At 68.0% G+C, this 20,835-nt stretch carries 20 protein-coding genes and 6 pseudogenes; 15 read left to right on the top strand and 11 right to left on the bottom strand.

Annotated elements, in window-relative coordinates:
• Positions 1-16 precede the first annotated feature (16 nt).
• The 3 genes from AC07DS_RS30895 to AC07DS_RS30885 form a co-directional block, all read right to left on the bottom strand.
• A complete protein-coding gene (locus AC07DS_RS30895) occupies positions 17-484 on the bottom strand; it encodes a cupin domain-containing protein (RefSeq protein WP_479150575.1) in 468 nt (155 codons plus the stop codon).
• Between the two features lie 252 nt (positions 485-736).
• Complete coding sequence (locus AC07DS_RS30890; protein WP_479150574.1) at positions 737-973, bottom strand: hypothetical protein; 237 nt, start codon at positions 971-973, stop codon at positions 737-739.
• Positions 974-1,065: 92 nt separating this feature from the next.
• Positions 1,066-2,685: a CocE/NonD family hydrolase gene (locus tag AC07DS_RS30885; protein WP_479150572.1), complete on the bottom strand. Its 1,620-nt coding sequence runs from the start codon at positions 2,683-2,685 to the stop codon at positions 1,066-1,068.
• Positions 2,686-2,795: 110 nt separating this feature from the next.
• Between AC07DS_RS30885 and AC07DS_RS30880 the strand changes: the two genes are divergently transcribed.
• Positions 2,796-3,383: a TetR/AcrR family transcriptional regulator gene (locus tag AC07DS_RS30880; RefSeq protein ID WP_479150571.1), complete on the top strand. Its 588-nt coding sequence runs from the start codon at positions 2,796-2,798 to the stop codon at positions 3,381-3,383.
• 998 nt (positions 3,384-4,381) lie between these two features.
• Here AC07DS_RS30880 and AC07DS_RS30875 read toward each other — a convergent pair.
• The gene (locus tag AC07DS_RS30875) at positions 4,382-5,092 is read right to left on the bottom strand and encodes a hypothetical protein (protein WP_479150569.1); all 711 of its coding nucleotides are present in this window, start codon (positions 5,090-5,092) and stop codon (positions 4,382-4,384) included.
• A gap of 23 nt (positions 5,093-5,115) precedes the next feature.
• Between AC07DS_RS30875 and AC07DS_RS30870 the strand changes: the two genes are divergently transcribed.
• Genes AC07DS_RS30870 through AC07DS_RS30855 form a run of 4 tightly spaced genes read left to right on the top strand, consistent with a single transcriptional unit; the run spans position 5,116 to position 6,888 of the window.
• Complete coding sequence (locus AC07DS_RS30870; protein WP_479150744.1) at positions 5,116-5,811, top strand: tyrosine-type recombinase/integrase; 696 nt, start codon at positions 5,116-5,118, stop codon at positions 5,809-5,811.
• Positions 5,808-6,224 carry a hypothetical protein gene (locus AC07DS_RS30865; protein WP_479150567.1) on the top strand — a complete coding sequence of 139 codons (417 nt, stop codon included), beginning with the start codon at positions 5,808-5,810 and terminating at the stop codon, positions 6,222-6,224. Before AC07DS_RS30870 ends, AC07DS_RS30865 begins: the two co-directional genes overlap by 4 nt.
• A complete protein-coding gene (locus tag AC07DS_RS30860; protein WP_479150565.1) occupies positions 6,221-6,580 on the top strand; it encodes a hypothetical protein in 360 nt (119 codons plus the stop codon). Before AC07DS_RS30865 ends, AC07DS_RS30860 begins: the two co-directional genes overlap by 4 nt.
• On the top strand, positions 6,571-6,888 hold the full coding sequence (locus AC07DS_RS30855) for a hypothetical protein (protein WP_479150562.1): 318 nt from the start codon (positions 6,571-6,573) through the stop codon (positions 6,886-6,888). The genes AC07DS_RS30860 and AC07DS_RS30855 overlap by 10 nt, the downstream gene beginning before the upstream one ends.
• 235 nt (positions 6,889-7,123) lie before the next feature.
• Here the strand turns inward: AC07DS_RS30855 and AC07DS_RS30850 are convergent, their stop codons facing one another.
• Together AC07DS_RS30850 and AC07DS_RS30845 are read right to left on the bottom strand one after the other, a co-directional pair.
• Entirely contained in the window at positions 7,124-7,783 is a 660-nt protein-coding gene (locus AC07DS_RS30850) for a CHAT domain-containing protein (RefSeq protein ID WP_479150560.1), read from the bottom strand.
• Positions 7,780-8,967 (bottom strand): annotated as a pseudogene (locus AC07DS_RS30845) (IS110 family RNA-guided transposase). The gene AC07DS_RS30850 and the pseudogene AC07DS_RS30845 overlap by 4 nt, the downstream one beginning before the upstream one ends.
• Before the next feature lie 425 nt (positions 8,968-9,392).
• Here AC07DS_RS30845 and AC07DS_RS30840 point away from each other — a divergent pair.
• The gene (locus AC07DS_RS30840) at positions 9,393-9,695 is read left to right on the top strand and encodes a hypothetical protein (RefSeq protein ID WP_479150559.1); all 303 of its coding nucleotides are present in this window, start codon (positions 9,393-9,395) and stop codon (positions 9,693-9,695) included.
• A gap of 217 nt (positions 9,696-9,912) precedes the next feature.
• Here AC07DS_RS30840 and AC07DS_RS30835 read toward each other — a convergent pair whose 3' ends face one another.
• The gene (locus AC07DS_RS30835) at positions 9,913-10,350 is read right to left on the bottom strand and encodes a hypothetical protein (protein WP_479150557.1); all 438 of its coding nucleotides are present in this window, start codon (positions 10,348-10,350) and stop codon (positions 9,913-9,915) included.
• A complete protein-coding gene (locus AC07DS_RS30830) occupies positions 10,347-11,216 on the bottom strand; it encodes a transposase (RefSeq protein ID WP_479150555.1) in 870 nt (289 codons plus the stop codon). Before AC07DS_RS30830 ends, AC07DS_RS30835 begins: the two co-directional genes overlap by 4 nt.
• A 1,007-nt stretch (positions 11,217-12,223) precedes the next feature.
• Here AC07DS_RS30830 and AC07DS_RS30825 point away from each other — a divergent pair.
• Both AC07DS_RS30825 and AC07DS_RS30820 read left to right on the top strand, forming a co-directional pair.
• A pseudogene (locus AC07DS_RS30825) lies at positions 12,224-12,832 on the top strand (helix-turn-helix domain-containing protein); the annotation flags it as partial.
• Positions 12,833-12,885: 53 nt separating this feature from the next.
• A pseudogene (locus AC07DS_RS30820) lies at positions 12,886-13,152 on the top strand (helix-turn-helix domain-containing protein); the annotation flags it as partial.
• A gap of 126 nt (positions 13,153-13,278) precedes the next feature.
• On the opposite strand, the gene AC07DS_RS30815 reads toward AC07DS_RS30820, so the two are convergent.
• Positions 13,279-13,998: a YoaK family protein gene (locus tag AC07DS_RS30815; RefSeq protein WP_479150553.1), complete on the bottom strand. Its 720-nt coding sequence runs from the start codon at positions 13,996-13,998 to the stop codon at positions 13,279-13,281.
• 177 nt (positions 13,999-14,175) lie between these two features.
• Between AC07DS_RS30815 and AC07DS_RS30810 the strand changes: the two genes are divergently transcribed.
• Positions 14,176-14,343, top strand: coding sequence for a hypothetical protein (locus AC07DS_RS30810; RefSeq protein WP_479150760.1), 168 nt, complete (start codon positions 14,176-14,178; stop codon positions 14,341-14,343).
• Here the strand turns inward: AC07DS_RS30810 and AC07DS_RS30805 are convergent.
• Positions 14,286-14,453, bottom strand: a pseudogene (locus AC07DS_RS30805) (WGR domain-containing protein); the annotation flags it as partial. The gene AC07DS_RS30810 and the pseudogene AC07DS_RS30805 overlap by 58 nt on opposite strands.
• Before the next feature lie 720 nt (positions 14,454-15,173).
• Between AC07DS_RS30805 and AC07DS_RS30800 the strand changes: the two are divergent.
• Together AC07DS_RS30800 and AC07DS_RS30795 are read left to right on the top strand one after the other, a co-directional pair.
• A complete protein-coding gene (locus AC07DS_RS30800; protein ID WP_479150551.1) occupies positions 15,174-15,887 on the top strand; it encodes a DUF4232 domain-containing protein in 714 nt (237 codons plus the stop codon).
• A 64-nt stretch (positions 15,888-15,951) separates the two neighbouring features.
• Positions 15,952-16,300, top strand: a pseudogene (locus tag AC07DS_RS30795) (IS5/IS1182 family transposase); the annotation flags it as partial.
• Positions 16,301-16,411: 111 nt separating this feature from the next.
• Here the strand turns inward: AC07DS_RS30795 and AC07DS_RS30790 are convergent.
• Positions 16,412-16,882 carry a hypothetical protein gene (locus AC07DS_RS30790; RefSeq protein ID WP_479150549.1) on the bottom strand — a complete coding sequence of 157 codons (471 nt, stop codon included), beginning with the start codon at positions 16,880-16,882 and terminating at the stop codon, positions 16,412-16,414.
• 811 nt (positions 16,883-17,693) lie between these two features.
• Between AC07DS_RS30790 and AC07DS_RS30785 the strand changes: the two are divergent.
• The 4 genes and pseudogenes from AC07DS_RS30785 to AC07DS_RS30770 form a co-directional block, all read left to right on the top strand.
• Positions 17,694-18,233: pseudogene (locus AC07DS_RS30785) on the top strand (RNA polymerase sigma factor); the annotation flags it as partial.
• A 246-nt stretch (positions 18,234-18,479) separates the two neighbouring features.
• A complete protein-coding gene (locus AC07DS_RS30780) occupies positions 18,480-18,758 on the top strand; it encodes an ATP/GTP-binding protein (RefSeq protein ID WP_479150743.1) in 279 nt (92 codons plus the stop codon).
• A gap of 858 nt (positions 18,759-19,616) precedes the next feature.
• Complete coding sequence (locus tag AC07DS_RS30775) at positions 19,617-20,132, top strand: hypothetical protein (RefSeq protein WP_479150547.1); 516 nt, start codon at positions 19,617-19,619, stop codon at positions 20,130-20,132.
• Between the two features lie 140 nt (positions 20,133-20,272).
• Positions 20,273-20,686: an endonuclease domain-containing protein gene (locus AC07DS_RS30770; protein ID WP_479150545.1), complete on the top strand. Its 414-nt coding sequence runs from the start codon at positions 20,273-20,275 to the stop codon at positions 20,684-20,686.
• Positions 20,687-20,835 lie beyond the last annotated feature (149 nt).

Raw genomic sequence — 20,835 nt, 5'->3', positions numbered from 1 at the left:
GGGGAGGGTGAAACGGTCAGCGGGGCGGTCCGAGGATGAGGTTGCCGCGCAGGGCGGCGGCTTCGGCGAGCTTGTCCTTGGTGATCTCGAATCCGTCGGGGCGGGGGGTGGTGATGTCGCGTCCGGCGTGCCGGAACATCTCCTCGATGCCCGCGGGGGTGGTCATCAGGAGGAGGTCTGCGCGGTCGGAGGTGATGCGGTACCCGTGGGGAATGTTGCGGGGCAGGTAGACGATGCCGCCCTCGGACAGTTCGTGGCGTTCGTCGCCGACCCACACGAGCGCCTCGCCCTTGAGAAGGAGGAACACCTCGTCCTCGCGGGTGTGGAGGTGGAAGGGCGGGGCCTCGTCCTTGGCGATGTCGAACCGTCCGACGGTGAGCTGGCCTTGGGTGGCCTGACTGTCGAGCAGGACCGTGAACAGTCCCCCGTCGAGCCATTCAAGGGTCTGCTGCTGGTGGCGGTTGGCGAGGTAGGCCATGGTCATGGCAGTCTCCAGATGGTTGCGGTGCGGGACGTCTGACTGGTGCGGGCGGCGACTCGCGGGGATGCACCGCAATGGGTCCGGGTAGGACGAGCCGTGCGCTCGTCGGCTCGGGTCGTGCGTCAGGATCGGCGCATTGAGGTGATCACGAAGGTGGGGATCACGACGGCGCCGACGATCAGGTGCGTCAGGGCCAGCAGGAGCCCGTCGGCCACGGTGATTCCCGTCCTGTTGCAGGGAAGCCGCCGACGAGCGTCAGGACCGCGAGCACGGTCCAGATGACGGTGGCCCCTCGTGGGACGAACCGCTCCAGCAGCTCCAGCCGAGCAGGGGCGGGACGACGGAGGAGGCGCTCACCAGGCTGATCAGGATGGAGTGGACCCGCAGGCCGAACTCCGTGGGCGTCTTCAGGTGATACCCGGCGACGTCGGTGAGGACGAGCATGTACAGGAGGTTCACGACGAGGCCGACACAGGTGGCAGTGGAGCGCACCAGCCGGCTCGGGGCACCCGTGGGCCGAGGGACGGACGGTCTCGGTGAGGGCGAGATGGCGGCCACGGTGGCTGCTCCGTCGGGTGCGTGGGTCAGTGGATGAGGGGCAGGATGAGGTGGGAGGGGTGGTCGGCGTCGTGGTGGATGAGGTCGCGGCCCACCTGGTGGCCGTAGTAGTGGTGGAACAGGCCGTCGGCGACCGGGGAGTCGCCGTTGGCGATCTCCAGGCGGATGCGGCTGCCCTTGCGGAACAGGTAGGAGGTCGGCCAGACCTCGATCTCGTAGCGGACGACGGTCCCGGGCTCGATCGGCTGGGGCGGGTGGGTGCGGTGGGAGGCCTTCAGCCAGCCGCGGGTGACCATCGCGGAAGGCGGCGGTACGTTCTTGGCGACCTTGCGCATGAGGATCTGCTTGAGCTTCGGAACGGCCTTCTGCTCGGAGACCTTGACGTGGAAATCGGTGTCGCTCTGGTCGGTCTCCGCGTACAGCACGAGGGTGATCTTCCCGGTGACCTCGGTGTCGTGTTCCAGGGGTGGGGTGGTGAAGGTGAGGATGCCGCGGGTGGGCTGTGGGATACCGTCGGTGATGACGGTGGTGCCCACCGTCCACTCGGGGTTGGGGTAGTCGTAGACGGTCGGTCGTCCCGGTGGCCGTGTGGGCGGAGTGGTGGTGAGGCTGCCGTCGTTGAGTGAGTGGACGGCGCCTGCGGGTTCGGGGCTCAGGTAGAACGTGTTCGCCGTGGCGCGCCGGGGCGGCCACTCGGATTCCTCGCGCAGCCGGCCTCCGGCGTTGGCGACCTCGATGCGGACCGGTGGGCCGTCCATGACCCCGTTGTCGACGTCCTTGAGCCAGTGGTCGTACCAGGGGCGGATGTAGGTGTCGAGGAACTCGGGTTGGTAGTAGCGCTCCTGGCTGTCGAGGTAGTAGCGCTCCTGGCTGTCGGTGCCAGCCAGCACGACCAGGCGCTTGTCGGTGCCCCTGAGCCGCTCGTAGCCGTCGAGCTGACCGCGCAGGTGCATGCCGATGTTGTGCCACCAGGCGATGTTGAGGACCGGGACGTCGATGTCCTCCACCTTCACCGCTCGCTGGTCCCACCAGTCGTCGTAGACGGGCCGGTCCAGGGCCATGCCGATGATGTCGGCGGTGATGCCGCCGGGCCGGGGCGGGGTGCCGCCGCCAATGGTCGCGCTGGCGCGGATGTTGTCGGTCGACCAGAAGCTGAGGAAGCCCATGGAGTAGACCCCGCCGTGGTAGATCGCGTCGTGATAGAGGTTCGTGAAGCCGTTGTAGACCAGCGCGCAGGTCAGGTGCGGCGGGCGCTGCGCGGCGGCCAGCCACTGGTTCACGCTGTAGGCGCTCTCCCCGATCATCGAGATCTTCCCGGTCGACCAGGGCCGGGCGGCGATCCACTCGATGGTGTCGTAGAGGTCGCGCTGCTCGGCGGGCCCGAACAGTTCGAACTCGCCCTCGGACCTGCCGGTGCCGCGCTGGTCGCCGACCACGACCGCGTAGCCGTGGCCGGTCCAGTAGTCGAGCGGGCCGGTCTCGATGAACCGGAACACCGGCACCGCCGGCAGGTGCAGCAGGTCCTTCGGGTACGGCGCCACCGCGTACAGCGCCGGGAACGGGCCGTCCCCGTCGGGCAGGTACACATCGGCGCAGATCCGGACACCGTCGGACGCCGTGATCCACTCATCTTTGAGCGCGCGCATGACACCAACTCCTAATTTCCTCGCATGTGGAAACTAGTTTCAGCGTATGATGAAACTGCCGTGAGCGGCAAGGGAAGTCCTCTCTCGACTGGCGTGGAAGGTGATGCGGTGTGACTGGACGAGGCCCCCGAGGGGAACGCGGAGAGCAGGCGGACAAGATCATCGCCGCCGCCCGCAGATGCTTCGCCTCCCGCGGCTACGCCGCGACCTCACTGCGGGCGGTCGCTCAGGACGCCGGCGTGGACCCCGGTCTGGTGCACTACTACTTCCGCACCAAGACCGGGCTGCTCGAAGCGGTCATGCAACCCCCCGAGGCGTTCAGCGTGGCCGTGGCCGCCGCCGCGGAACAGCCCCTGCACGAGCGAGGACGCGCGTTCATGCAGGCCACCCTGCAGCTGTGGGAAGACCCCGCCTCCGCCGAGGTCCTGCGGTCGATCATCCTCACCGCTGCCCAGGAACCCACCGCCCTGCAACGCCTGCGCGAGTTGTTCTCCGAACTCGTCCTGGCCGTCGTCTCCCACAGCCTGCCCGACGCCGAACGCACCCTGCGTGCCAGCCTCATCGCCACCCAGATCGACGGCATGGTCATGAACCGCTACATCTGGCAGGTCGGCGACATCGCCGCCCTCCCCACCGACGCCGTCGCGGACCTCCTCACCCCCACCATCCAGCACTACCTCGCCGACCCCCTGCCATGACCCGCCCAAATGCTCGGCGCCGGCTGGAGGCTGATGAGCCTTCACCCGGATCAGGCCGGCGACCGGATTCACGGTCGTGCTCGACAAGGACAGACGGCGCTGGTGGAGAAACCCTTCAGGACCTTCGGCAAGGTGGCTGTTCATTCGAGGGACCAGCTCCCAGAATGAGATCCCGCCCGATCAGAACGATCGGACGGGATCTCGTGACCATTCACAAGTCTGACTCGTGAACAGTCGCGGGATCAAAGGTCAGGGAGTCAGGTTCCTGGTGCTTGGCCAGGGCGCGGTCCCCACGATCGTTCCCTGTGACCGCTGCCAGCTCCGGGGAAGCGCGCTGACCTGGGCCGGGAAAAAGATCTTCAAAGCCGCGGGAACGGCATCCACACGGACTGGACGTAGCTGCAGGCCGGCGGATTGTGTCGGTTGACCCATGATGGCGTGCGTTCCGTCCGCGTGGTAGGTGAGTGCGAGATCGAACATGGTCGCGGGGCGTGTCAGGTCCGACGCCAGGGGGCGCGCCCGGATCACGAGTCGGCAACCTTGTCCTCGTCGACCCCGGGGATGGTCATAAGCCGGTCGGGCTCGACCTTCCACGACAGGCCGGGGAGCAGGCGGTTCACCTGCGCACGGACTCGGCGCTGGCCTTGTCACGGACCATGGGATCCGTCAACGCTGCGTATGCAGCGAGCATGCGCTGCAGATCGTCTTCCGTGCAGCTACCGTCTCCGCGGTGCTCGTTTCCGTAGGCAAGGCTGACGCGAGCAACCTCGGCGAGAGCCCACGGCCTGTAGGCCTGGCCCTGGCTCTTCCACCAGGTGTCGCTGTGCCAGCGAGCTGAAACTGCCCCAATGACTGGCAACAGGGCGCTGAGGCGCTGCTGCCTGACGCGCTGAACATACTGGTGATCTGTGACCAACCGGTCGTAGGGAGATGCCGCCACGGAGCAAGCGTGGCTGACCAGATGTGGCTCTGTCGCAGGAATTTTGCTGTTTCCCAGCTCAGACGACTCTGATTCGTTCCTTCAGCCGCTGCGGCTGCGGCTGCGGCTGCGTCGGCCTCGCAGGCTGTGCCCGACGCGACGGTGACGCTGCCGGCCTGTGAGGCGCGGTGTCGGAGGCGACCGTGGCGCCGTCGGAGGTGGTGTAGGCCCGGCCCGTCTGCTGGCCGGACGGGTCGGTCCTGACGGTCAGGGTGTAGCTGCCCGGCAGGGCCTCGGAGGTGAGGGTGCCGTCGGCGTCGTAGGAGGCGGTGAAGGTGCCGGCGACCGAGTCGGTCACGGTCTTCACCCGGCCCGCGCTGTTGTACGTGTAAGTGACGGTGGACGGCACCGAGTCGGTACTCTTCACCGGCCGGTTGAGGATGTCGTACGTCGTGGTGGTGGTGTTGCCGGCACCGTCGTCGTACGTGGTCAGGCGCCCCAGAGCATCGTAGGTGTAGTTGTTGCTCTGGCCGTTCGAGGTCTGCTTGGCGATCTGACCGTTGTCCTCGTTGTAGGTGAGGGTGATGGCGGGGGTGTCCTCGCCGGTGCCGCCGGTGATTGGACTCTTGGTCGGCCGGCCGGCGCCGTCCGTCGTGATCGTGGTCGTCCGGGTCACGTTATTAGCGGTCTCCGCCTTCGTGGCGAGCTGCCCCCAGCGGCTGTAGGTGTAGACGGTGGTGACCGCTTCCGTGGGGCTGCTGCCGCCGCCGGTGATGGCGGAAGCGGGCACGGTCTTACACAGCAGGCCGGCCCATTCCACGGAGTTGCAGGTGCCGGTGGCGTCGGGGCGACTGCCTGGAGTGGCACGACATCGACGTGGAGGACCCGGACGGGACAGTGCGCCGCCGGTCCTACCCCTTCCTCGCGTACTGGATGCAGAAGGTTCGCCGACGGCACAAACTCCCGCTCCATCCCAGCGACGCCGAGGTCATCACCCGCCAGCAGGACCACCTGCGGCGCGAATCCCCGCACTGGTTCCACGAAGACGGCCGGCCCCGCTCCACGCGCATGGTGCTGTTCCCCACCCCTCGCCGCTCCCGTGCCAACGCGCTCGGCGAGCGGCCGTTCGACAGCGGCACGATCGGCTACTGGCTGGAGACCTGGCTCGACCAGCTCGCCGTGACCGACGAACACGGGAAGCCCTTCGACCCGGCACGGGTGTTCCCCTACGCCTTCCGGCACACCTACGCCCAGCTCCGCGCCGACGCCGGCGTCCCGCTCGACATCCTGCAAGTCCTCATGGCCCACCAGGACCCCTCCACCACGCAGGTCTACTACCGGCCCTCGCACCCCCGGCGGGTGGAAGCGGTGCGCGCCATCGCCGCCAATTACCAGTTCGACCTCACCGGCGGCCGGGTCCGCGCCCGCAACCCCGACGACGACCTTGCCGACGGCTCCGCGCGGGCGTCGGCTCGGTGCCCGTCCCCGCGGGACGCTGCAACGAGATGAACAACGTCCGCGCCGACGGGCACGGCTGCCCGGTGTACAACCGCTGCTTCTCCTGCACCTTCTACACCACCGACTTCACCCACCTGCCCGAACTGCGCCAACTACGCGCCGGGAAGGCGGAGCAGCTCGCCGCACTGGAGAGCGCCTACGGCAGCGTGCTCACCGCGGGCCTCTTGAGCGCAGCGAACCTGGAGCTGCTGCGCCGAGAGATCCAGCAGATCGACGAACTCGTCGGCAAATGCGAAGCCGACATCGGCTCCCTCACCCGCGAGGAACGGACCACGGTGGAGTCCTGGCTCCACACCAGGGACCGGTTCCTCACCGTCATCCCAGTAGCGGCAGTGCTGGCCGGACGGCAGGGCCTGGACCAGCCGACCGTCGCCCCGATCGTCATCGAAAGGACGACCGGATGACGCGCCCGGCCGCCCCGCGCAAGCAGCCAGACCAGGCGACGATCCCCGCCGGTCGGGTCGAGGTCCTCGATGCCGGCAGGGCGGCCGCCGTCAGGCGGCGCCGTGCCGACAGCGAACAGTGCCGACAGCGGGTCCTCAACGTCCTGGCCGCAATGCGCAAGAGCCGCCAGGCCCTCTCCGACGCGCAGATCACCCGGCGGGCCGCCGTCAACCCGCAGTACCTCCAACGCCACCGCGACCTCAAGCGGAAGCCGAGACCGTCCGCGCCCACCTCGCCCAGGACGGGCCGCGGGCGGCGGCAGCAGCGACCGCCCGCAAGGAGGCGGCCCTCGAAATCGAGAACCGCATGCTTCTAGAGCAGAACGCCGACCTGCAACGGACGCTTCACGAAGTCCAGAACGAGCTGCGCGCGCTCCGCGCCCACGAACTGGGCGCCCACCTCCGCGACGGCCTGGACGCCCGCTCGCCGCGGGACACTCAGCTGGAGGAACTGCGCGAGCAACGAGACGCAGCACTCGCAGCCAGCCGCCAAGCAGAGACCGCCATGCAGGCACTCCGCAACGTCAACCAGCGGTTGATGGTCGAGAACAGCCGGCTGATCGCCGCAGATGCTCCGGAACCAACCCGGACAACCGCGACCGCCCGCAAACCGACCGGTCCGTGAAAAGCCTGCGGCCGACCGACCTCTGACCAAGCCCCCGGCTGCCCGCACGTGCCCGTTCGAGCAGTCGCTGCTTGAGCGCGGCGTCGACACCCGACTCGGCACACAAGGCGAACGCACTGCCCACCTGGATACCGCCAGCCCACAAGGCGCGCGCGGCGGACAGCCCTTCCGGCGGCGAATCCGCCGGCCAGCGTAGGAGGCCATGCGGTGACCCTCAAGGCGAGCACCGCCGCAGTCAGGCCCCTGCATGGATGTAGGGCGCCCACAGCCACGGTGTCGCGTGAATCTTCTGCTCCTCAATAAGTGTTCTGAGAGTCTGGTGCAGGGCGATCGCGGCGTCGTCGACGTTCAGGTCGCCGGCCGCGCCCCGCAGCGCGGTGTAGAACCCAGTGGCGACGTCGACGGCGATTTCGTCGTCGATGGGCCACAAGGTGCCGATCACGTGCGGGTAGCCGGCCAGCTGCATGGCCCCGGCCAGGTGGATCGCCTCGTCCAGCAGGTCGACGGCGTGGTTGGCCGAGGTGTTGCACGCCGACAGATAAGCCAGGCGTGCCGTGTGGAAGTCGACCGGAGCCAGGGCCGCGACGGTGAGCGGATGATCCCGGTGGTCGTGCAGCAGAAGACGGCTGTTCGAGGGGTTGTCGGCGTCGCTGACGCCGTGGCAGGCGAAGTGGGCGATCGTGCAGGCCGACATCTCCGCGAGGACGCGTTCCCGCGTTGGCGGGTCCTGCGCCGGCGCGCCCTGCTGCGGGCCGCTGAGCGTCAGAGGGCTGGGCAGCAGCTCGGCCAGGCGCGCGGCCTCCATGGGGATGTGCCGCAATTCTGCGCCGCGCAGCTCCTCCGGCAGGTCCGGGGTGGGGGGCCTGAGCAACTGATTCCTAATGCGGTCTGTCAAGCTGCGAGGGCACTGGGCGGCGACAGCTGGTAGCACCGGTCGTCGCGTAGTAGAGCCCAGAGGACGTTCACGCGGCGGCGTGCGAGCGCGAGGACGGCCTGGGTATGCCGTTTGCCCTCGGCGCGTTTGCGATCGTAGAACCGGCGCGACTCGTCGCAGTGCCGGATGCTGAACAGTGCGGAGGTGTAGAAGACGCGTTGGAGGCGGCGGTTGTATCGCTGGGGCTGGCGCAGGTTGCCGCTGATCTTCCCGGAGTCGCGGGGTACCGGGGCGACGCCGCCGAAGCCGGCGAGGCGGTCAGCGGTGCCGAAGACTGTCATGTCGCCGCCGGTGGCGGCCAGGAACTCAGCTCCGAGGATGATGCCCAGGCCGGGCATGCTGGTGATCACGTGGAAGGTGTGGTGGTCGCGAAACCGGGCCTTGATGTCCTTGTCGAGCTCGGCGATCTTCTGGTTGAGGGCCATCACCTCCTTGGCCAGCGTGTGCACCAGCTGGGCGGTCAGTTTCTCGCCGGGCAGGCTGGTGTGCTGGCGTTCGGCGGCGTGGACGGCGATCTCGGCGAGCCGGTCGGGGCGGACGACGTGACGGTTGCGCAGCCATGTCGCAAGCCGCTAGCTGATCCGGCGCAGGGCGCCGGGGGTCTGGTAACCGGTCAGCAAGGTGAGCGGGCCCGTGTTGGTCACATCCAACGCCCGTTCCAGGCCGGGGAAAACACCGGTTAGCTGGGCTCGGAGACGGTTAACCGTGCGGGTGCGGTCGGCGACCAGGTCCATGCGCCGACCGGTGAGGATCTTGAGGTCGGTGACGGTGTCGTCGTCGGCGTGTAAGAGATGCAGGTCGCGGCGGATGCGGGCCTGGTCGGCGATGACGGCGGCATCCTTGGCGTCTGTTTTGCCCTCGCCGCGGTAGGTCTCGGAGGCACGGTGGATGGCCCGGCCGGAGACGTAGTGCACCGGCTGGTCGTGGTTGAGGAGGATCGCGATGGCCAGGGCGGCCCCGCCGTCGGCCAGATCAATACCCCAGGTCACGTGCTCGCCGAGAGCCAGGACGTCGGTGAGGAGTTGGAGTAGTTCGGGCTCGTCGTTGGCGATGCGGCGTGACAGCAGCCGGTGGCCGCTGTCGTCGGTCGCGACGCAGTGGTGGTGGGTCTTTCCTGCGTCGATGCCGGCCCAGATCGCTGCCATGTGGTCCCTCCGTGCGGTGTGCTGCTGATGCCTCCCACGGACGACGTCGCTGTCGATTCCCTACAGAGCGATCTTTCGCAATTCCTAATTGGCAGCTGAGTCGTCGTGGGGCACCGGGCGGCCAATCAGTGCAAGCCACACACGGCAGAGCTCTTTGAACCACACCCGGTCCCCCTGGGTGGATGAACCATACGAAGGGCTCACCGCCTCCCGCAGAACAACGTAGGGAGCTCTTTCAGCGCTGCCGCTCCAGGGTGAGGACGGCCGCGGAGATTGACGACATTCGATGTGTCTTGTGGATCAGGCCGCGTACTCTCGGCTGGGTGCCTCACCGTTCGAAGAAGCCCCGCCGACTGGTCGTCGACGGGCGCGTGTACATGTGGACTATGCGACACAGCCACCGAGGGGACCACGATGGTCGTTCCGTGGACTGCTGCCAAATTCTCACCCTGTCCCCGCAGCCAGCAGGAAGCGGCGGCCCGCTGCGCATTGTCTTTGTCGGCGGGCCTGGCCGGTACGTTCCGGGCGGCGCCCCCTTCGGCTCCGGGGACGTGGGCTTCACCCAGGGCGCGGACCTGAACTTGCACGAGCCGGGCGCTGTCCGGGCCCTGCTCGACGTGGCGCTGGCCCGTGGGTGGCAACCGGGGGAGCGGCGGCTGGTGGAGGTCGACGGCTGGACCCTGCTGGAGGCGGCGGCCGCCGCACGGGCCGGGGAGCGTCGCCCCTGAGGCTTCGCCGAACATTGAACCTCGGAATGGCCTCCCACGAGGCGATCAAACTTCGGTGAGACTAGTCAAACTCCGCTGACACGCGACAAACGGACATGCCCTCTGACACTGAACCTTGACCGTTTGCCACTGAAGTTTGCTCGCCTTGATCACCGGTGCAGTTGTTCTTGACGCGAAGGGTTCGGAGGCGATCAACGCCCTCCGAACCCTTCAGTGGTCACCGACGGATGTTCACGGTCACCTGAGTGCCGGTGACAGCACTGCCGGTGACGGCAACAACCGCCGCAGCTTCGGCTTGACCGACGGCCGCCAAGATCACTGCGGCGGCGACAGGCAGCAGGCCGGTAACGGCTGTGAGCCAGCCGAGACGACGTACTGGCGGGCTCATGCATTCCACTGTCGCTAGTTCTCCTGGCCCACCCAGTGGGTGGTGCCTGTCTGCCTCCTTTCTTCCGAAAGCGAACCAATTGGCCGGGTTGCGAAGCAGGGGATCGTCCCTGCTGTAGGCGGCCTGCCCGGCCAGGCCGCCGTCGAGGTCGCCGAGCATGACGTGGGCACCCGGGGGCGTACGCCTTCGCGGTGGTGAGTCGATGCCGTGTGCGGCGCCGGTGACGGGGATGTCGGCGCCGCGCATGTCGATGGCGGGGAATCTCATGCGCTGAGCTCCTGCCGGTCGGTGGGGTGGATGACGGTGAAGTCGCGGGCGTCGAAGCGGGCCACCTGCGTGCGGAGCCGGCCGGTGGACCAAGGCCAGCTGAAGCTGTTGCGTCCGTTGGCGTCGAGGTAGTAGCTCCGGCATCCTCCGGTGTAGTAGACGGTGCCCGCAAGGGCGGCCTGCAGTTCGGCGTTGTAGGCGGTCTGCACGTCGCGGCGTACCTCGACCGACGCCCACCCCTCGGCGCGCGCTGAGAGGATCGCGCGGAAGGCGAGATCGAGCTGCGCTTCGAGGATGGTGAACGCGGAGCTGTGTCCGGTGCCCAGGCCGGGACCGAGAAGCAGAAACGCGTTGGGGAACCCGGAGGTGACTGTGCCGAGGTACGCCTCGGGGGAGCCCTGCCAGCGGTCGGCGAGGGAACGTCCGGCGCCGTCGTGGATGAGGTTCGACAGGGGCATGTCGAGGATGTGAAAGCCCGTGCCGAGGATGATCGCGTCCACTTCGGCGCTGCTGCCGTCGGCGCCGAGCACGGTGGTGCCGTTGACCGTGCGGACGGCGTAGGCGTGCACGTCCACATTCGGGCGGGTTAGGGCCGGGTAGTAATGGTTGGAGAACAGGATGCGCTTGCAGCCGATGGTGTAGTTGGGGGTCAGCTTGCGGCGCAGTTCACGGCCCCGCATCCGCAGTCGGTTGTAGACGCCCCGCCAGTTGCCGTACTTCCCCGGCAGATGCACCCACTGGGTGCCGGTCTGGAACTTGAAGGCGATCGCGTCGATCACCTCCCGGTGATCACGCCAGCGACCACCCCGCTTGGGCGTCCGGTCCGGGAGCAACGGCTCGATCCGCGCCCACTGCGCGTCACTCAACGGCACACCCGGACCAACGACTAGCTGATCCAAACGAAACTGCCTAGCCGGCGCCGTAGCCGTTGTGCGCATCAGGTGCGGCTGGGCACCGTCACCACAGTGGCCCCCGCCTGAGGTTCTCCACTCCGCGACCCACGGCGGGTCTCCGCCATGAAAGGACTCGGTGGCAAAGCAGAACAGACTCGAGGTTCACCGGACGAGCTCTATCACCAATGATGGCTGTCATAGGTGTGCCCACAGAATTCTCTCCGGCAAGAGGCGTGAGGGCGGTGGGGTGTCGTCACATACGCCGGACATCCGCACCTCAAGCACGAGGTTCCATCGTCATCGTAGGGGCCATCATTGATGCCCACTGCCTTCAACCTCGCACGGGCCTTCTGTTGGGCCATCCGGAGTTGCTCCTCGGCCTTATCGAGGGCGGCAGCGTTCTCCTTGAACGCTTCGCGCTGAGCCTCAGTAAGGTGCGGCGGGTCCTCGTCGCTAGGCGTGTGCACCACCGCCCCAGCCGTGTGTGCTGGAGCGAACTGAGCGTTGTGTTCGGCCGCGGCCTGGTTGGCGGCATGTTCGCTTGGGAACAACATGACGACGTTGAGGTCTTCCTCCGGGCAGTACACATCCCACATGGTTCGGGAGCGGAGCCCCGTTGAAGCTTGCTGCTCGCTAGATTTCGTCATCACGGAAACACCTCCATGCAGAGCTATGCCGGGCTGCTGAGCTGAACGGAAGAAGCGGCAGACTGTGCCCAGACTGAAGGGTGAATCGCGGAGACGAGTGGTGGGCAACCGGGCATAGTCGTAAGCCCTCATCTACGCTGAACGGAACTCCATTGTCCGACTGGTGACGCGGGCCCGCCACTGGAGAAGTGCTCACAGCGACTGGGCTGGCACCGCTGGACCATCGTCGCGCGAGAGGCGCCCGTGGGATGCTGCAACAGCTAGTGCTGTGACCGCATAGGTTCACCGGGTTGCTCGTTGTGCTGGTTGGAAGTCCAACCAGCAGGGGGCGAGATGGCGCCACCGGTCAGGGTCCGGAGGCTGACGGAGCAGGAGGGGCAGAAGCTCCAGCAGACTGTGCGGCGGGGCAGTACCAGCTGGGTGCGGTTTCGGCGGGCGATGATGCTGCTGGCCTCGGCCGGCGGCAGCACGGTCCCGGTGATCGCGCGTCTGGTCCAGGCGGACGAAGACACCGTCCGGGACGTGATCCACCGCTTCAACGAGATCAGGCTCGCATGCCTGAACCCTCAGTGGGCGGGAGGCCGTCCCCGCCTGCTGAGCAGTGACGACGAGGACTTCGTCATCCAGACGGCCACCACCCTGCCCACGGTGCTGGGCAAGCCCTTCACCCGCTGGTCGGTCCGCAAACTGGTCGATCACCTGCGCAGGAACATGGCCCGGCCCGTTCGGATCGGCCGCGAGGCCCTGCGGTGCTTACTGGCCCGCCGGGGGATCACCTTCCAGCGGACGAAGACCTGGAAGGAATCCCCGGACCCGGCATTCGACGCCAAGCTGGAACGGATCGAGTACGCGGGCAACAAGCGTCCGGACCGCACGTTCGCCTTCGACGAGTTCGGGCCGCTGGGCATCCGCCCCACCGTCGGCTCCTGCTGGCAGAAGCAGGGCCTGTGCGGGTGCGCAGACTGACCGACCAGGAGAGGCAGAAGCTGCAACAGATGGTGCGCCGGGGAAGTACAAGTTCGGTGCGCTATCGGCGGGCGATGATGCTGCTCGCGTCCGCCGGCGGGAACCGTGTCCCGGTGATTGCTCAGCTGGTCCAGGCCGACGAGGACACGGTGCGGGACGTGATCCACCGGTTCAACGAGATCGGCCTGGCCTGTCTGGACCCTCAATGGGCGGGAGGCCGTCCCAGCCTGCTCACCCCTGACGACGAGGACTTCGTCATCCAGACGGCCACCACCCGCCCCATCAAGCTCGGCCAGGTGGTGGGCGCGTCGCCGAGCATGGCCATCGTGCCGGTGTGGGAGTAGCGGTGGTGGTAGCCGGTATGGGCCGGGTGCGATCGTTTGCCGTTGGTGTGTGAAGAGTGGGGCCGTGGTCGGTGGAGATCAGTGGGCGGCGGGGGGCGTGGGTGCTGGCGGGTCCGTGTCCGTCCCGGGGTGTTGCAACTGTCGTGTCTCCCGGATCAGTATCGCGAGTACGCCGGTGAGCAGGCCGGCGGCCACGCCGACCGCGGGAGCGCCGACCAGGCGGGTGAGGATTGCGCCGGTGACCGCACCGACCGCGAACGCTGCGATGATGGTCGCGTACTGCGCGGCGCGCCGCTTGGCCGCCGGTTCTCTGGCAGACATCCATGTGTGAGCGGCGGCGATGCCCTTTTGCAGGTTCCCGCTTTCCGCCAGCGTGGTGTAGGGAGTGCCGCGCAGGGTGGTGAACGTCGAGAACTGTAGTGCGGCCACGAATGCCACCGTTACCGTCGTCACCTGTTCCGGCGCGTCATCAGGCACTGCGGCGATCGCCGCCAGCAGGGCGATCTGAATCGTCAGTACGAGCCGCAGCGGGCGGCGCACGCGCCGTTCCATGCGGGGGAGGCCGAGGACTTCCACCAGGAGTACGCCGATGCTGAAGGCCACGATGGGGATGAGCAGCAGGATTGCTCGGTGCCAGTGCCGGGCGGTGGCCTCCACGCAGAACAGCAGCACGTTGCCCGACTGCAGGTTGGCGAAGACGTTGTGCCGGACGAACGTGTACGCGTCCAGAAACCCACCGACTACTGCAAGCAACACCCCGACGGTCAGCGTATCGGGGCGGCGATGGATCGTGGCCATGCCTTACAGCATGCCTCGGCCAATCGCCTTTCCTCGTCGGTGGACGACCGTGTCAGCCGCCCGGTCCGCTGGTCGGGGGACGTATGGCGGGGGGCCTGGCGGGCTGAAATGGATTTACCGAAAGGGAGTCCACTCCCCGCGAAAACTATCCTGGAAGTACGAGGTTTCTCATTCCTGGTGCTTGCTGTCCACCCCCAGCTTCGTGCCACCCCCGCGACGTCCCACGACATCCTGCGGGTCGAGCCTGCGGAGGCAGCGGGTGCCGACGACCCCGGCCCCGTCGGCCCCTGCGTCGTGGCGAAGGTCGACACCTGCGTCTGCCCGGTGGCACTGATCCGCCCGTAGCGAACCGTCACCACCGTGCCGTCCACGGTGATCTCGTAGAGCTTGTGCGCGCCGCCGCCTTCCTGTGACAGCTCCAGATACGTCGTCGACACCGTGGACCGGGTGGACATGGCAGACCCCTCTGCAGGCAGACCTGCGGCCTTTGCGGCAGGTCCCGTTGATCAGACCGTAGGGGGAGCCGCTGGCAAGCGGTCCGAGCGGCATCTGCCCTGCCGTCGGCAGGTGGTCGCCGGCTCTGGGTTCGGGACGCGCTGGCCCACACCCTGCCCGACTGCATCCCCGTGTGCTCTCGTATCACGGTGCGCACCACCGGATGGGAGCTGACGTCATCGGGTTCGCTGCGGAGCCGGATCGGTTCGCGCCGTTGGATGGGGGAGTGGCGGGCCGTGCGGTTGCTTCGGGTGCCGGGCTGTGCGTCCGTGTGTCGGATCGTGTGTGCGGGTTCGGTATGGGTGTGGAAGAGCCGGTCGCCGGCTGGCTTTTGGTGGGCGGGCTGCTCGGCGGCGGCTTGCCCACGCCCCGGACGGTTCGGGGCGGCTGCGCGGCGGCAGCACGAGCCGCTCGCGCCGCTCGCGCCGCTTGCGCTGCTCGGGTGTCGTCTGGTCGGCCAGGGTGTGGGTGGCCTGGCGTGCCGGGACTTGGCCGGCGGGGTTGGGGTGTCGGTGTTGGTGTGTGTCTGCGTCGGGTTGTGTTGTTACGGGATGCGGACATTTCTGGGGAACGGGTGTGGTTCTGGCGTCATCTGATGGGGTGGAGTGAAGCAGTGGATACGGTCGGTCACCTTGCGGGGGCAGGGGGGCCGTGTCCTGACCGATCATGGGGGAGTTTTGATGATGACGACGTATGGTGCCCGCCGTTCTGCCCGTTTAGCCTCGCTGGCTGCCGTCACCGCTGCGCTGGCGGTGGGTCTGACTGCCTGTGGTGGCGCCGGGGGTGCCTCGAAGGCGGCGGGCGGCGATCACGCCACCAGTAGCGCGCAGGGCCGGTCCGCGTCCGGTGGAGCCGGTAAGGGGAGCGCGGAGCGGGTGGGCAGTGGTGGTGAGGCCAGGGCGGGGGTGCGTACGGCGTCCGCTCCGGGTGGGGCGGGCAAGGCCGCGGGCCGGGGCGCGACGGCCGGCGTCGAGCAGTGCCGCGGTGACGAGATGTTGGTGACTGCGGTGCACCGGTTCGCCGGTCAGCAGGGCGACCATCTGCTGGTGACCGCGTCGAACGAGGGCTCCACGCCGTGTTGGGTGACCTCGTATCCGGCTGTGAAGCTCGGCGAGGACGTCGATGGTCCCGCGCTGCCGCACTCGAAGAAGGACAACCCGGGCGGTGGCCAGCACATCACACTGAGGTCCGGAGGCAAGGTATACAGCGCGGTGAATCTCTTCGACTACGGTTCGAAGAACCAGACGGCGCACTCGTTCGCCATCGCACTGCGTGGCGCGGACGGTCACGACGGCCCGTTCTACTCCGTCGACGTCAAGGGTGACAAGTCGCAGTTCAGCTGGAACGAGGCTGACGTGTTGAACTGGAGCACGCAGAAGCCGTACGACTTCTGACGGCCCGTCCGGCCCTGTGCGCGGTACCGCCTTCCGTCGTGCCGGCTGATGGCGGCTGTTGAACGGGTGCCGCCCGCCCGGGTTTGTGATCACGCCCGGCCGGTGGGGGGCATCGCAGACGGGTCTCGTGTGGGGGAGGTCCGGGTGTCGCGGCCGGCTGGTGGGTGACCGCGCATCCGGCCCGACTCTGTCGGGGCGATGAGGCGTACTCGTCACGCCTTAACCAGGGTCGTCTGCGTAGGTGCCAGTTCAAGGACACGATTCCTGAGTCGGGAGACCAGTGGGCCGGCCGTCGGCGCCGTGGCAGCCGGGGTGGCCGCCCCACCGGGTTCGACATGGCGGTCTCCCGGCGCCGCAATGAAGTCGGGCGGACCATCAGCCGGTTCAAGAACTTGCGTGCCATCGGATCGCGCCGGGGGAGAGTGGGGTCGGCCAGGGGTGTCTGTCTGCCGCGGTGGGCCCGCGGCAGTACCGCGACGCCCGCTTGGTGTGGGTGTTCGGATGGTCCCGCGGTCTGTGGGGTTTCAGGCGATCCAAGCCGTGTTGTATCGATGCTGGTCCAGTCCAGCGGCTGAGAATTCGTCTTCGTCGGCGTTTGCCACGACCCCCAGTCGTCGCAGTGCTTGGGAGATCGGGCTGCCGGCCGGCGGGTGGGGTTGGCCCTCTTCCACATGTAGTGGTCCCAGCACGATGGTGCCGTCGTCCCACACGGCAGCCCGCTGCTCGCCCACTCCGCCGAAGTACTCCGCTTCCAGGTAGGCCACCGGCCCACCAGCTGACCAGCTAGCGAGGACCTTCTCGAACCCGTTGGGCAATCGCCGGAACCCCAGGGCGCCTGCACCGCTGCCGTCGGTGACGGAATCGACCAGGGCGGCCGTCATCGGCATCAGCGACAGGCCCTGACCGATCGACGCCAGCTGTGAGGCCGGCAGATCCCGTGCCGCACCCCGCAACACCTCTGCTTTGGCGATCACTGCTTGCAGGTCGTAACTCATCCCATCCCCCTCCAGGTCGAAGGCCCTATTCTCTCCCGCGCATCCCACGAACAGTGAGAGAGGCTGAAGCCGAGTCAGGGCGCCGTTGCTCGCGTGTTGTCCGGTCTCGTGAGTTCGCTCTTGGACCGGTCGGCCCGGCCGATCAGATCCGATGGGCGGGTGTTGGGTTGTCCGTTCACGTCAAGCCCCCGGGGGGTCTCGGCTGGGTTGGCAGCAGCCTGGCGTGGGTTGCCAGGCGGCTGTTCGCCGACGGGCAATGGTGCCGGGCGGGGTTGACTCAGTGGGACGGTCCCGAGCCGGCCGCGGGCGGGTACGGGCCGGTGCCGCAGCTGTGGGCGTCTCGCGCTGTGGCTGGGCTTGCATGCCGGTAGCAGTTGCAGTACCGCCCGGGGAGCATGCACGACCAGCGCGTCCTGCCCCCGGCGGCGGGCCCTTGGAGCGGCAGGATGCGCCGAAGGGCCGTACCTGCGCAGCCCACCTCGCGAAGCGGTCCTTCGCCGTGCTGGACGTGTACTGGCGAAGGGCAGGATCCGCGTCTGTCTCGTGGTTTCTGAGTGTTGTTGAAAGGAATCTTGGCTGTGGTGTCAAGAATTCGGGGGTCGGTCGACTGTCAGTGTGGGTAGGGCCGCTGCTTCACGGTGAGGCGCTCGAGGCCGCAGACTGGAGGGGTTTTGCGTGGAGGGTACGGGCGTTGGCGCCGTCGTCGTGTTCCTGGTGGTCGTGTGTGCGCCGGGTTTGAGCAGCGTGCTGCAGAGCATCGCCTTCCGTATCCGGGCGGCGGGCAGGGCCGAGTTGGTGCGTGCCCGGCGGGATGCGGGTGAGGGGGCGGGCGGGCGCCGCGCGGCGAGGCGGGGGCGGCGTGGATGAACAGCAAAGGGCCCAGCGTGCCCAGGCGCTCGCGGCCCTGGTCGCCGAGCGGCGCGGGCAGATGGTGGCCCGCGCCCGCGCCTGGCTGCGTAACTTTGGGGTTCCGCCGTCGTGGGCGGATCCCGAGGACGTCGTGCACAACGCCCTCACGAGCGTGTTGGCCTGCCCCGAGCCGATCGAGTGGCTGCGCCCCTACGTCTTCAAGGCCATCAAGAACGAGGTCGGGCATGCGGCGCGGCGCTACCGCGGCGGCCAGGGGTACGCGTCATTGGACGCGGACGTGCAGCTGGAGACAGCCGCCGGCGCCGTCGACGCTTGCGCCGCGGCCGACCTGCGCCTGGACCTCGACGCAGCGCTCACTGCGCTGCCGCCCCAACAGCGCAGGTCGGTGTGGTGCAACAAGGCGCTGGGACTGACCCAGACGGAGACGGCCGACGTGATGGGTGCGGCGCCGGGGACCGTCGCCACCCACGTCTCCCGCGCCGTCAAAACACTGCGAGTGACTCTCGGAGCTCTTGTGGGAGTGGTGCTTGCCGCCTTCACGGCGGCATGGGTGCGGACCGGCACACTGCCCATCGAGCCTGCCGCGGGCGGTGATCTGGCGGCGCAGATGGAGAATTGGCTGGCCCACTGGGGGTGGCCGGAGACCCTCGGGGCGGTCGTGGGCGGCGTATCGCTGGCGTGGCTGGCCTATACGTCGCTGTACCCGTGGTACTGGGTCTCGCAGAAGATGATGAGTCGGCTCCGCGGCAGGCGGGCCGCCGAGCCGGGCGCCGAGCCGGCCGGCGAGGAGTCGTCGGTGGTCTGGCAGGGCGAGGAATGGACCGTGCGGCAAGTGGCAGGCGCCGAGGGGAAGAAGCTGTACCGCTGTCCCGGTTGCGACCAGGGGATCCCCGCCGGCGTCCCGCATGTGGTGGTACGGCCCACGCTCCTCGATGTGGAGGATCGGCGGCACTGGCACAAGGCGTGCTGGGGCGCACGGGACCGGCGCAGCGCGCGGGCGAGGTGATCGCGGGCTACTCCGTCAGTGGAGGGGCCGGATTGGCCCAGGGCGTAGATCGTCCGGTGGTGACCGGAGGGCGGAGCGGTCTGTGTGCCGCCCTCCGGCACCCCATGGGTGTTCGCCGCCGTTCCCCGCTCATGGATCCCGGACAGCGCGGGTGGGTTGCTCGATCCAGCCGCTGCGGTCACCTCTGCCACGTGGCTGCCCTTGTGCATCCTGCCGTGGTTGCGGCACGGGCATGGAAACTTGGGCAGCTCGTACCACATGAGGGATGAGGTGAGGTTGATGGGTGCGTCCTGGCGCACCCGTCCGGTGGTGTGTGGAGTGTCTGGCCTGGTAACCGGGGGGGGGGCCGAGTCCTTGCGTCATTGTTGCCGCGCCGGTTGTGGGCGTGTTGTCGGTCCCTGTCTCTGCAGTGCCCCGTCTCTTGTTCGTGGAGGCTGTCCCGGGCGTGCACGCGGCCAGATGAGAGAGTGCTCCAACCTGCGTAAACGGCGCTGCGAATGCCGATACGCGGCTGGCCTGCCGGCAGCGGTCGGCAGCAAGGACGGATGGCCGGCGGCCGCGATTTACGCGCGTTGCGTCCTGAGCAGCATATGGGAGCGGATGACCGAAAGGATCGCGCTCTGCAGGAGCTCGTTTTAGGTTCGAGACGTGTTCGGCACGCCGGCCGTGTCAGGGTGCATCAGGCCCATGCGCTGCGGCACCTGCCCTGTCGGTGCCGAGCCTCTACCACGGTCTTGGTCTGTCAATTGCGGCGTCATCCGCCCGCTCGCCACTCATGGGCTCGCTCGGCCGCCGCTGTGCACATCGACGAGATGACGGGGAGACCGGTGCAAGACGGGGGCTCCCAGAGTGTTGAGGATGACGAATGATCAGCCGGAAGCCGGCCGTGCGCTGTTTGACCGACGAGATGAGCGACTGTCCCATCCCGATGGCGCCGGAACACATCACGCGCAAGCGTTCACCGAGCACGACTACGTCCACTTCGGCGATGCCGGGGTGCGGGTCTACAAGCACCGCAACCGGTGGCAGTTCAACGAACCGGAGGTCCGCAGTGCGGGACGCGCGGCCGCTATTCTGCCCTGGGATTTTGACGACCTCATCGACCCGCGGCCGGACGGCCTGATCCAGATGGATACGGATCCGGGCGCCGTCGGTTGGCGCGCAGAGATCCTGCGCGTGATCCGCTTTGCAGCCGATGCCGAGCGTAAGGAGCACGGTTGCCCCTGCGGCCGCCCTTCTGCCGGGGCGGTGCCACCGGTTGGGCTTTGCCCTGCGGCCTCACTCCGGATGGTCTGCTCCAGCGCTACAGCCGCTACTCCATCGCGTGTACCCTGCCCGTTCCCACGCTGGGGTGGAGTGATGAGACCTGGCTGATTCCCCGCACTCTCGCGGTCGTCCTCGACCGATGGGAGGAGAACGAGCCGAGGCTGCGTGCTGCCGTCCAGGCCTGCAGTGGCTGCGGCGCCCATACGAAGGACTCTTCCTGGCGCACGCCGACTACGGGCGGTTGGAAGGTGCTGTGCTCCGTTTGCGCGGCCGCTGGTTTGCGCGCCTACCGTCAGGGGTTGACGGGTGTTGCCTATGCCCGCGTTCGGGAAAGGGGGCCGGAGGCTGAAGACTTCCTGTGCGCGGTGTGCGATCCGCCCCGGCCCGCTGCCGCCTGGGATCACTGTCACGAGCACGGCCTTGTCCGTGGCCCTCTGTGCGTCAGCTGCAACACCATGGCGGGGCAGGGCAAGGAATTCCTGGCCCGGTACGGCAGCGTTCAGCACCTGCTGCGCTGCGATGGGTACCGCTCCTCACGCATCTTGCCGGCGCATCACCGCACTGCTGCGTTGCGTCGCCATCTGCATCGCGAACACGGCGGTCAGGACGGTGAGAGGCCGATGCATGGGTGCGTATCGGTGAGCGCGACCAGCAGGGGATAAGAGTGCAGGGTCAGCTGCCCCGGGCGGCGACGGAATACCGCGGTCCTACGGTTCACCGCTGGTGGGGCTGAGCGCATCCTGTCGCATGTGATGAACGAGGAAGGGGACCTGATGGCCGAGGTGGAGGGCCGGATGGGATCGCGGCAGTC

The sequence above is a fragment of the Streptomyces sp. NPDC044064 genome (genome assembly GCF_056434245.1).
This window is presented reverse-complemented; position numbering and strand designations above follow the sequence as displayed.